Genomic DNA, 11,384 nt, shown 5'->3' with positions numbered 1-11,384 from the left:
TCGATGGGAGCGCGCGTGGAAACGGACCGGGAGTTCTGGAGCCGTGTGCTGACCGCCGGCGGTACGACCGCGGTGCCACGGTGGGTTCGGGAGCCGGTTCCCGGAACGGCCGAGCACGAGGTGTCGGTGCCGGACGACGTGGCGGACGCGGCCCGTGGGCTGGTACGGCATCTGGCGGTGCCGGTCAGCGCACTGCTGCTGGCCGCACACGCCAAGGTGCTGGCCGCGCTGTCCGGCGAGCAGGACGTGGTGACGGGGTACGCCGCCGGGGTGCGGGGCGAGCCGCTGCCGTGCCGCCTGTCGGTGCCCCCCGGGACCTGGCGCGCACTGGTGTCGACCGCCCAGCACGCCGAGGCTGAGCTGCTGGCGCACCGCGAGTTCCCGGTGGACGAGCTGTGCCGGGAGCTGGGAACCGCGCAGCCGTCGTACGAGGTCGTGTTCGGTCCCCGGGGAGGTGCCGAGAACACGCTGGTCGACGACGGTGTGCTGCAGCTGCGCTGGTCCGACCGGGACGGGCGGCTCAGGCTGCGGCTGAGGTACCGCACCGATGTCCTGGACGCCACGAGTGCGGCCCGCATCGGCGGCTACCACCTGACGGCGCTGCGGCTGATGACGGCGGACGTGGACGCCGAACACGCACGGCAGAGTCTGCTGTCGGACGACGAGGTGCGGGAGCAGCTGGAAGAGCTGGCCGGACCACGCCGGGAGCTGCCGGACGCGCGCGCACACGAACTGTTCGAGCAGCGGGTACGGGCGCATCCGGAAGCGGTGGCGGCCGTGCACGGCGAGCAGGAGTGGACGTACGCCGAACTCAACGCGCGCGCGAACCGGTTGGCGCGCGCCCTGCTGAAGCGGGGGCTGGGCCGGGAAGACGTGGTGGCCGTGGTCACCGAGCGCAACCTCGACTGGATGGCCGCGACCCTGGCCGTGTTCAAGGCGGGCGGCGCCTACCTGCCCATCGAGCCGAACTTCCCGGCCGACCGCATCGTGGCAACGTTGTCCCGTGCGGGGTGCCGGCTGGTCCTGACCGAATCCGGCAGCACCCACGCCCTCGACCAGGCGCTGGCGACCCTGCCCGGGGTCGAGAGGCTGCTGATCGAGGGGGCGTACGCGGAGGGGCACGCCGACGGTGACGTCGGAGTGCGGGTCGACGCCGGCCAGCTGGCCTACATCTACTTCACGTCAGGCTCCACCGGCGAGCCGAAGGGGGCGATGTGCGAGCACGCGGGCATGCTCAACCACCTCCACGCCAAGATCGACGACTTGGGGATCGCCGAGGGCTCGGTGGTGGCGCAGACCGCCCCGCAGTGCTTCGACATCTCGCTTTGGCAGCTGATTTCCTCGCTGCTGGTGGGCGGGCGGACGCTGCTGGTCGGCCAGGACGTGATCGTGGACGTGGAGCGGTTCGTCGACACGCTGGCCGGCGGCCGGGCCGGCGTGGCGCAGGTCGTGCCCTCCTATCTGGAGGTCGTGGTCTCGTACCTGGAGCAGCATCCCCGGGCGCTGCCGGACCTGCGGTGTGTTTCGGTGACCGGTGAGGCGTTGAAACGGGAGCTGGTCCAGCGCTGGTTCGCGATCCAGCCGGGGATCAGGCTGGTCAACGCCTATGGACTGACCGAGACATCGGACGACACCAACCACGAGGTCATGGACTGCGTGCCCGAGCGGGTCCTGCTGGGGCGTGCGGTCAACAACGTGCACGTCCATGTCGTGGACGAGTACCTGTCGTTGGTGCCGCTGGGCGCTCCCGGTCTGATCGCCTTCTCCGGGGTCTGTGTGGGCCGGGGGTACGTCAACGATCCCGAGCGGACCCGTGAGTGCTATCGCGAAAACCCGTTCCGGCCCGGTGAGCGGCTCTACCTCGGGGGCGACTGGGGGCGCTGGCACCCGGGCGGCAAGCTGGAGTTCCTCGGCCGCCGGGACAACCAGGTCAAGATCCGCGGCTTCCGTATCGAGATCGGCGAGATCGAGAACGCGCTGCTGCGGGTGCCCGGGGTGCGCGACGGTGCGGTGGTCGTCGCCGAGCGGGCCGGCGGGAGCAAGCACCTGATCGCCTTCTGCACGGGCCGGCGCCTGGAGGCCGACGTGCTGCGCGACGCGCTGGGTGCGGTCCTGCCCTCCTACATGGTCCCCTCGGCCTTCCACTGGCAGGCCGCCCTGCCGCTGACCGCCAACGGCAAGATCGACAGGAAGGCGCTCACCGCCCTGGCGGCGCAGCCCGAACCTTCCGTGCCGGGCGACGACGAAAGCGCCCCGCTCACCCCGACCGAGCGAAAGCTGGCGGCGGTCTGGGCCGATCTGCTGGGGGTCCCCGAGGGCCGGATCGGCCGCGAGGACCACTTCTTCGACGCCGGGGGCACCTCCCTGACGGCGGTCAGACTCACCCTCGCGCTGGACCGCGCGGTGTCCCTGAAGGACATCACCCGGCACCCGGTGCTCGCCGACCTGGCGGCCCTCCTCGACGGCACGCCCCGGCACCACCCGGAGCTGCTGCAGCCGCTGACCGCGGGCGGCGGCGCGAAGGACTGCGCACTGGTGTGCTTCCCCTACGCGGGCGGCAACGCGGTCAACTACCAGCCGATGGCCAGCGTGTTGGCGGGCCGCGGCATGACGGTCCTCGCGGTGGACCTGCCCGGTCACGACCTGGCCGCGCACTCCGAGCCGTTCGCGTCGATCGAGCAGGTGGCGGAGCGGGTCGCCGCCGAGATCACCGCGCGTGGCCTGACCCGGGTCCTGCTGTGGGGCCACTCGTCGGGCACCGCAACGGCGTTGGAGACGGCCAGACGGCTCCAGGAGCACGGTGTGGAGGTGCTGCGCGTGTTCCTCGGCGCGCAGTTGCTCGGCACCGCCCCCGACCGGTACGCCGCCGTCGGCGAACTGACGAGCCGGAGCAACGCCGAGATCGCCGAACGGCTGACCGCGGACAGCGGCTACACCGAACTCGCGGAACTGAACGCGCAGCACGCCGAGCACATCGGTGCCGCCTACCTGCACGACTGCGTGTCCGCGCACCGCTACTTCTGCGCCGCGCTGGACGGGCCGCCGCCGGTGAAGCTGTCCGTGCCGGTATCGGTGGTCGTGGCGGCCGACGATCCGCACACGGCCGGCCACGGCCGGCACTACCGGGACTGGCTGCTCCTGGCCGAGCACGTGGATCTGCACGAGCTGGCCGACGGCGGCCACTACTTCACGCGCACCCGTCCGGCCGAGGCAGCACGGGCCGTCCTGGGTGTCGTGGCTCCGCTGGCCTCCTCCTGAGCCGTGCAGAGCCTCCAGACGGGCAACCGAAGGGAATCCGAGATGTCGTCCTCACCTCTGGCAGCACCCCTCGACGTGGAGCTGCGGCCGGACAGACCCGCGATCCTGCGTGTCGAGTCACCCGGTGACGCGGCGAGTTGGGCGGCCCAGTACCGCGAGTCGCTGCATGCGCAGGTCTCCGAGCACGGGGCGCTCCTCGTCCGCGGACTGGGGCTGCGGGACGTGTCCCGGGCCGGCGCCGTCTTCGCGGAGCTGGCCGGCCGTCTGATGCCGGAACAGGAGGCCTTCGCCCCCCGTGAGGCCTACGGCCCGGGGCTGTACTCCTCCACCACCTGGCCGGCCAACCAGCCGATGTGCATGCACCACGAGCTGAGCTACCGGCTGGAGGTTCCCGGCCTGATGCTGTTCGCGTGTCTGACCGCGCCCGACGAGGGCGGGGCGACCGCGGTGGCCGACGCGGAAGAGGTGCTCCAGGCGCTGCCCACCACGCTGACGGAACGCTTCGAGCGTGAGGGCTGGCTGCTGACCCGCGCCTACAACGACGAGATCGGCGCCTCCCTGGCGGAGTCGTTCGGCACCGACGACCACTCCGAGATCGAGCGCTACTGCCGCGCCCACGCCATCGACTTCGCCTGGCAGCCCGACGGCTCCCTGCGCACCGAGCAGCGCCGCAGCGCGGTCGTGCAGCACCCGCTCACCGGCCGGCGCTGCTGGTTCAACCAGATCGCCTTCCTCAACGAGTGGACGCTGGCTCCCGAGGTGCGCGAGTACCTGGTGGACGTGTACGGCGCGGACGGACTGCCGTTCAACACCCGCTACGGTGACGGCACCCCGATCGGCGAGGACGTCGTCCAGCTGCTCAACACCACCTACGAACAGCACACCCGGCGCGAGCCCTGGCAGGCCGGCGACCTGATGCTCGTCGACAACCTGCGCACCGCCCACAGCAGAGAGCCCTTCACCGGTGAGCGGCAGGTGCTGGTCGGCATGGCCGAGCCGCGCCGCCTGGCCGACTGCTGGCCGACCTCGGAGGCGAGCGAGCGATGACCCAACTGTCGTCCACCGCCGCCCGGCAGCCCCTGGCCGAGGGGGCCCCGGTGCCCACGTTCGCGGTGATCTCCGGTACGCACGTGCAGCAGGCGCTCAGCGGGCGCGAGAAGCAGATCGTGGAGCTGGTCGAGGCCACCTACCGGCTGCACGGCGCCGGGGACTCGGTCAACCCGCCCTCCTACTTCCTGCGGTTCCCCGACCGGCCCAGCGCGCGGATCATCGCGCTGCCCGCCTCCGTCGGCGGGTCGGTGCACGTGGACGGGATGAAGTGGATCTCCAGCTTTCCGGACAACGTGCGGGCCGGGCTGCCCCGGGCCTCGGCGGTGCTCATCCTCAACGACCCCGGGACGGGCTACCCGTTCGCCTGTCTGGAGAGCTCCATCATCAGCGCGACCCGGACCGCCGCGTCCGCCGCGCTGGCCGCCGACTGGCTCAGCCGCGACCGGTCCCGCCCCACCCGGATCGGGTTCTTCGGCACCGGGCTGATCGCCCGCTACATCCACACCTTCCTGGCCGGGACGGACTGGACGTTCGACACGATCGGCGTGCACGACCTGTCCGCCGAGAGCACCACCGGGTTCTGCGGCTACCTGCGGCAGGCCGGGACCACCGCGGAGATCGTCGTCCACGACAGCGCCGAGGACCTCATCCGCTCCAGCGACCTGGTGGTCTTCGCGACCATCGCCGGCGAACCCCACATCAGCTCCCCGGCCTGGTTCGACCACAACCCGCTGGTGCTGCACATCTCGCTGCGCGACCTCTCCCCCGAGGTCCTGCTCGCCTCCGCGAACTTCGTGGACGACGTCGAGCACTGCCTGAAGGCCGGCACGTCCCCCCACTTGGTCGAGCAGTGCACCGGCAACCGTGACTTCCTGAACGGCACGCTCAACGACGTGATGCTCGGACGCGCGGCCCCGCCGCCCGACCGCCCCGTGATCTTCTCGCCCTTCGGACTCGGCGTGCTCGATCTCGCCGTCGGCAAGTACGTCTACGACGAAGCAGCCGTGGCGGGCAATCTCCGCCTCATCGACGACTTCTTCCACGACCTGCGCCGGTTCGGCTGAGGCGTTGTCCTCGGCCCTGGCACCAGGAGGCCCACCGTGCCTGTAGTTTCCGCTCCCCATGACTTCAACGAAGGCGGTCTCTTCGTCGACCTCGAGTCGATCTTCGGATGCTCCCTCTACCTGAAGTGCGAGGGCTTCAACTTCGCGGGCTCCATCAAGTTGAAGGCCGCGAACGAGATGGTGGAGAGCGCCGAGCGGGACGGAATCCTGACGCCGGATTCCATCCTTGTCGAGTCGTCCTCCGGGAACCTGGGCGTGGCGCTCAGCATGATCGCCGCCAGCAAGGGCTACCGGTTCCTGTGTGTCACGGACTCCCGCTGCAACCTGTCGACGCGGCTGCTGATGGAGGCGCTCGGCAGCCAGGTGCACGTCGTGGCCGACCTGGACGCGAACGGCGGCTTCCTGGGCACCCGGATCGAGTACGTCCGTGCGCTGTGCGCGTCCGACAACCGCTACGTGTGGCTCAGCCAGTACACCAACGCGGGCAACTGGCGGGCGCACTACCGCACGACCGCACCGGAGATCGCCACGCACTTCCCGCGCCTGGACGTGCTGTTCGTCGGGGCGGGCACCGCCGGAACCCTGATGGGCTGCGCCCGCTACTTCCGGCAGTGGCACCGGCCGGTGCGGATCGTGGCCGTCGACAGCGTGGGCTCGGTGGCCTTCGGCGGCGAGCCGGGCCGCCGGATGATCCCCGGCCTGGGCATGAGCATGGTTCCCCCGCTGCTGGACGAGTCCTTCGTGGACGAGGTCATCCGGGTGGAGGAGGCGGACACCATCCGCACCTGTCACCGCATGGCCAGGCGCGGCTTCCTGTTCGGCGGCTCCACCGGGACGGTGGTCAGCGGCGCGACCGAGTGGCTGTCCCGGCAGGACGGACGCGGCCTCACCGCGGTGGCCGTCGCACCGGACCTCGGTGAGCGCTACCTCGACACCATCTACCAGACCAACTGGCTGCAGGACCTCTACGGCGACCACATCCTCGACGACGAGGAGGTGAACGCCCTGCCCGGCAAGGACGAGTCCACCTCCGAATCACCGGACCGCCGATCAGCACCGTAGCAGCGGATACCGGACAGACCGGCGGCCCGTCACGCATGGAACGCGTGGCGGGCCGCCGCTGTTGGGCCGGGTACGCGCCTCACAGTGAACGCACAGCTCCCATTCCTCCTCTTGCACAGCGAAACCCCCCAATGGAGAGGAACACGCTGTGCGTTCACGTGCACGCATACGCCTGCACCCCGCCGGACCCGTCATCCTCGCTCTCACCGCGGCCGGCACCGTACTGGCCGCACCGAGCGCCACCGCCTCCGCGCCGCAGTACCGCGCGGATCTGCGCGCGGACGTGAACCGTGACGGGCAGGTCGACATCACCGGCAGCACCGACGAGACGGGTGAGGACTCCTGGTCCGTCGGACGCGGTGCGGTCTACCTGCCCAATCTCGACGACGACACCAAGCGGTGCCCGGTCACCGGTCCCGGCGGCAGAAAGCTGTCCGACGCCGAGCTGGCCGCGTGCAACGACGGCGCCGACAAGAAGGTCGACGGGGCCGCGGACGCCGCCGACCTCGCCCGGGTCCGCTCCGTGCCCGTGCCCGACGTTGCGGCCGACGCCGAGGGCAGCCTGAAGGTCACCACGGGAGCGGGGCACACCCACGTCTTCCTGAAGCGGTCCGGCGGCTGGGTCCTGGTGACGTCCCGGACCCGGCTGACCGCGGCCGAGCTGCGCTCCGGCGTGGAGTTGGGCGTCGAGGCCACCGACGTGATCCGGGACGTCGCGAAGTGGGACGGCCGCGCGGTGATCCGCCTGACGGTGACGACCGCCGACGGGTCCGCCTCCGACTCGGTCACCCTGCGGGTCGCGCCGCTGCTGACGCAGCATCACCTCCAGGACGCCCAGCAGGTGATGGTCACCAAGGTCCGGGGCGGGGGCGAGTACGGGCGCCTGCAGCGGAAGTTCGTCAAGGACCTGGCGAAGGAGGTCACGAAGGCCGGCATCACCAGGCCGCTGGCCACCTTCGACAAGTACGCAGACCCGTGGGCCCAGGACTTCGTGGAGCCGGCCTACGTCAGCATGACCGGTCCGGACGGCCGGCGGCACGTGATGCGGGTGATGCTGCGCTCCGCCCAGCTGGACCGGGAGGCGGGCCGGGAGCTGTTCGAGAAGGTGCGCGGCCGGAACACCGGCGTCGTCCAGGTCACCGACCGGGCCCGTCCGGACGACTGGTCGCTCAACTCCATGGGCAACCTGGAGACCATCCCGCCCTACGCGCACGGCGGGCGTATGTTCCCGGCCGGACGCATCATCATGGGCGAGCGCAAGGACAGCGGGGCGCGCCCGTCGAAGGCGATGCGCACGCTGCTCACGTCACAAGGCCTGCAGGACCCGCTGCTGCTGGACACCTCCTGGCTGAGCGTCGGCCACGTCGACGAGTTCGTGCAGTTCCTGCCGGCCGACACCCCGCGCGGCTGGCGGATCGGCGTCGCCGACCCGAAGGCCGGGCTGCGACTGCTGCGTGACGCCCGGCGCGACGGCCACGGCAGGACGAAGATGTTCTCCGTTCCGGGCCTGAGCGGCCTGCCGGCGCCGAAGGAGACGATCAGTCAGGCGCTCGGCTCCCGGCACCTGGTGGCCGACAACGACATGGCGGCGAAGCGCATCACGGCCGACCTGGAGGTCCTGAAGCGGGAGACCGGCATCACCGACGCCGAGATCGTCCGGGTGCCCGCCCTGTACACGCGCGACTCGGAGGCGTCGGCCGGCCCCGGACGGGCCGTCCCCGTGCCCCGTCTGACGCGCATGGGCGCCGGCTCCCCGCTCGTGGGCGCGCTCAGGGACCACGGGCGGCAGAAGTGGCTCGCCGGGAAGGGGGCCGATGCCCGTGCGGCGGCTCGTGCGACGGTGACGACCAGCGCGTACGTCCCCGGAGCGGTCAACGGCGTGCTCCTCGGCCGCGACCGCTACCTGGCCCCGCGCCAGTGGGGACCCGTCATCGACGGCAAGGACATCTTCACCAAGGCGGTCGACGCCGCGTACCGGCGGGCCGGTCTGAAGGTGTCGTACATCGACGACTACTACACGTACCACCTCGGCATGGGCGAGGTGCACTGCGGCACCAACACCCTGCGCGACGCGTCGGCCGCGTGGTGGCAGCTCCCGGCGCGGTGACCGGCAACGGGTAGCCCGACCCGTCCCAGGGGCCGGACCAGCGGTCGTGTACGGCTGGTCCGGCCTTCTCCCGGCGATCTGCGCGCGAGCACCGAGGTCAGCCGCGCGGCGGGTTTCCGCGCGGTGTGATGACGGCGTTCGGCAGGGCGGGTGCGGGCAGCCGGCTCCCCGGGTACCCCTCGACGGTGCCGAAGCGGTCGGACGAGGCCTCCCAGTCCGCCCGGGCCCGGACGATGTCCTCGTGGCTGCGCCCGATGAAGTTCCACCAGATGACGATCTCCTCCTCGAAGGGAGGACCGCCGAGCAGGATCGCCCGTGCCGGGCCGTCGGACTCGTTGACCAGCGTCAGGGCGTCGGCGCCGGGGGCCGCGTAGCCGAGCTCGGCGGGGCGCAGCACGGTGTCGGCCAGCCGGACGTCCCCGCTGTCCACGAGCAGGCCGTGCTCGAAGCCGGTGTCCACGGCGAGGGTGATCGTCGCACCCGGTTCGAGGGTTATCTCCGCGCCGAGCAGCGGGGTGAAGGTCCGCACCGGGGAGGTGTCTCCGGCGAGTGAGCCCAGGAAGACCCTGATCTCCGCCCCGTCGGCGCGCACGGGTTCGGGCACGTGGTGCTGGAAGTCGCGGCCGGTGTTCCGGTGCTGTTCGGGCAGCGCCACCCACAGCTGCACGCCGTGGAGCACGGTGGTGCGCGGCGTGGAGACCTCCGAGTGGCAGATGCCGGACCCGCCCGTCATGAGGTTCATCTCGCCCGGCCGTACGAGGGCGTGGGTGCCGATGCTGTCTCGATGCTCGATCTCCCCGCTGAACAGCCAGCTCACCGTCTGCAGGCCGGTGTGCGGATGCGGAGGGACGTCCATGCCGCGGGTCACGGTCACGTCGACGGGGCCGTAGTGATCGGCGAAGCACCAGGCCCCGATCAGCGTCCGGGCCCGCTGCGGCAGCGTCCGTCGTACGAGCAGAGCCCTCGGTCCGCCCAGGGGTACGTCCCGCGCGGACAGCACATCGATAGTTGCCATATCAACCATCATGCCACTCGGGCCCTCGGTTGACGAGTCAACCGCCCATGCCTGGCCTCCCGGGTCAGGACGGATCCTCGTCCAGCTTCTCGACCACGCGCTCGGCGATCCGGGCCAGCGTCCGCAGTTCCGCCGGCGTGACATGGTCCAGGAACAGGGCGCGCACCGCCTCCACGTGTCGCGGGGCAGCGGCCTCGATCGCCGCCCGCCCCGCCTCCGTCATCACCACGAACGCCCCGCGCCCGTCCTCGGGACACTCCTGCCGCACCACCAGCCCGCGCTTCTCCATACGGGCGATGTGATGGGACATCCGGCTCTTCTCCCACTCCACCGCGCGGGCCAGATCCAGGAACCGCTGCCGCCCTTCCGGTACGTCCGTCAGGTTGACCAGCACCGCGAAGTCGGCGGCCGACATGTGCGAGTCCGCCTGCAGCAGGCGCGCCAGCCGACCGCCGAGCCTCTCCTGCAGCCGGACGAAGCCACGCCACGCCCGCTGCTCCTCCGCGGACAGCCACCGCACCGTCTCCTCCATGGGGGCAGTGTAGACATGGTTGACACTTCATCGAACTACCGAATCGCGAACCCGCGAGCCGGTGCCCACCGGACGGTGACGGAGTCGCAGTGACGGTCCCCTCGCGAGGCGGCACCGGTCACCGGCCCCAGATCCTTCGGTAGCCCTCCCGGTAGCCCGGCGGGTCCCAGGTCGTGGTGGTGCCGCTGTTGGCGGCCGTGGCCAGGTGGACGGGAGCGACATAGCCGCTGGCGGGCCGCCCCGCGTAGGCACGGTTGAACTCGTCGACGATCTGCCAGCCCTGCAGGGACAGCGGCTCGGGGACCGTGGCCGCCTGGTACTGCCGGGTCTCGATGCGCTGGAAGGCGGACGGGTCACCGTCGCCGGCGCCGATGTTGAAGGGCGGGCCGGAGCCCTTCCGGCCGGCGGCTCGGAAGGCCGGGGCGGCATCGGCGAAGTACAGGTCGTTGATGGCGACGGAGTGGGTCCACCTGCTCCCGAAGCGGGAGAGGAGCGACGAGACCTCCCGCGGGGTGCGGCTGCTCGCGTCCGCGATGGGGATGTTCTCGTACGCGAGCAGCCGCACGCTCGGGCAGGTGGCGAGCTGCTTGCGGATCAGCTCGGACTTGTCCCTGGCGAACGGGATCGAGGCGTCGGTGATGAGCACGGCCCCGGCGTGGCCGGCGGAGTCCGAGATGATCCACTGCCCGCTGATGGCCGCCACGTCCTCGACCCGGGTCGTGACGTTGGTGAAGAGCGGGGGACGGCGGCTGGGCCCCGGGGCGGCGAGCGCGTGCCAGCCGACGAGCGGGATGCGTTGCGCGGCGGCCCGGGCGACCTGCTGGGAGGTCGCGTTGGGGTCGAAGCCACCGATGACGATGCCCGAGGGACTGAGGGTCACGGCCTGGCTCATGGCCGCCTGGATGCCGGCGGGAGTGCCGCCTCCGTCGATCACCCGGACCTTCCAGCCGATGACGCGCGCGGCCTCCCGCACGCCCTTCGCTGCGCCCGCGACTCCGGGATTGGTCATGGTCTGCGCGACGAAGACGATGTCCTTGCCCGACACCGCCCTGGGACCGTTGGTGGGTCCGTCCCAGGGCATGTCCGCCTTCTCCGCCTGTTCCACCGCGGCCCGCGCCTTCGTCTGGACCGCGGGGCAGCCGGCCGGGCCGGTGTCGGAGCCTCCCCGCACGTCCGGGGAGCCGCGGTCGCAGCCGGCAAGGGTGGCTGCTGCCGCTGCCAGCAGGGCTGCGGCGGTGTACCGGGCCGTGACGCGGCCGCGGGCGGCCTTGCGGGTGCCGGGCACGGGAACTCCTC

General features: G+C 71.5%; 8 protein-coding genes. 5 read left to right on the top strand and 3 right to left on the bottom strand.

Going from position 1 to position 11,384, the window contains the following annotated elements; genetic code table 11:
* Positions 1–3: 3 nt before the first annotated feature.
* The 5 genes from FB157_RS38885 (at position 4) to FB157_RS38865 (ending at position 8,541) form a co-directional block, all read left to right on the top strand.
* Entirely contained in the window at positions 4–3,258 is a 3,255-nt protein-coding gene (locus tag FB157_RS38885; RefSeq protein ID WP_145885443.1) for a non-ribosomal peptide synthetase, read from the top strand.
* A 42-nt stretch (positions 3,259–3,300) separates the two neighbouring features.
* On the top strand, positions 3,301–4,305 hold the full coding sequence (locus FB157_RS38880) for a TauD/TfdA family dioxygenase (protein ID WP_145885442.1): 1,005 nt from the start codon (positions 3,301–3,303) through the stop codon (positions 4,303–4,305).
* Positions 4,302–5,372 (top strand): 2,3-diaminopropionate biosynthesis protein SbnB, encoded by a 1,071-nt coding sequence (gene sbnB / locus FB157_RS38875; protein ID WP_145885441.1) that lies wholly within the window; start codon positions 4,302–4,304, stop codon positions 5,370–5,372. Before FB157_RS38880 ends, sbnB begins: the two co-directional genes overlap by 4 nt.
* A gap of 36 nt (positions 5,373–5,408) precedes the next feature.
* Positions 5,409–6,434 (top strand): 2,3-diaminopropionate biosynthesis protein SbnA, encoded by a 1,026-nt coding sequence (gene sbnA / locus FB157_RS38870; RefSeq protein WP_145885440.1) that lies wholly within the window; start codon positions 5,409–5,411, stop codon positions 6,432–6,434.
* A 148-nt stretch (positions 6,435–6,582) separates the two neighbouring features.
* Positions 6,583–8,541, top strand: coding sequence for a protein-arginine deiminase domain-containing protein (locus FB157_RS38865; RefSeq protein WP_145885439.1), 1,959 nt, complete (start codon positions 6,583–6,585; stop codon positions 8,539–8,541).
* A 97-nt stretch (positions 8,542–8,638) separates the two neighbouring features.
* Here the strand turns inward: FB157_RS38865 and FB157_RS38860 are convergent, their stop codons facing one another.
* The 3 genes from FB157_RS38860 to FB157_RS38850 all read right to left on the bottom strand — a co-directional run bounded on the left by FB157_RS38860 (position 8,639) and on the right by FB157_RS38850 (position 11,373).
* A complete protein-coding gene (locus tag FB157_RS38860; RefSeq protein WP_261386813.1) occupies positions 8,639–9,556 on the bottom strand; it encodes a pirin family protein in 918 nt (305 codons plus the stop codon).
* 64 nt (positions 9,557–9,620) lie between these two features.
* Positions 9,621–10,088 carry a MarR family winged helix-turn-helix transcriptional regulator gene (locus FB157_RS38855; protein ID WP_145885437.1) on the bottom strand — a complete coding sequence of 156 codons (468 nt, stop codon included), beginning with the start codon at positions 10,086–10,088 and terminating at the stop codon, positions 9,621–9,623.
* A 118-nt stretch (positions 10,089–10,206) separates the two neighbouring features.
* Entirely contained in the window at positions 10,207–11,373 is a 1,167-nt protein-coding gene (locus tag FB157_RS38850; RefSeq protein WP_145885436.1) for a substrate-binding domain-containing protein, read from the bottom strand.
* Positions 11,374–11,384: the final 11 nt, after the last annotated feature.

It is taken from the genome of Streptomyces sp. BK340 (genome assembly GCF_007827595.1).
Lineage (GTDB): Bacteria > Actinomycetota > Actinomycetes > Streptomycetales > Streptomycetaceae > Streptomyces.
The sequence above is the reverse complement of the archived record's forward strand: the minus strand, read 5'-3'. Positions and strand labels throughout refer to the sequence as shown.

Excerpts from the sequence above, each read along its gene's own strand:
- sbnB (WP_145885441.1), top strand. The coding sequence starts at position 4,302 with ATGACCCAACTGTCGTCCACCGCCGCCCGGCAGCCCCTGGCCGAGGGG.
- FB157_RS38860 (WP_261386813.1), bottom strand. The coding sequence starts at position 9,556 with ATGGCAACTATCGATGTGCTGTCCGCGCGGGACGTACCCCTGGGCGGA.
- FB157_RS38855 (WP_145885437.1), bottom strand. The coding sequence starts at position 10,088 with ATGGAGGAGACGGTGCGGTGGCTGTCCGCGGAGGAGCAGCGGGCGTGG.
- FB157_RS38880 (WP_145885442.1), top strand. The coding sequence starts at position 3,301 with ATGTCGTCCTCACCTCTGGCAGCACCCCTCGACGTGGAGCTGCGGCCG.
- FB157_RS38885 (WP_145885443.1), top strand. The coding sequence starts at position 4 with ATGGGAGCGCGCGTGGAAACGGACCGGGAGTTCTGGAGCCGTGTGCTG.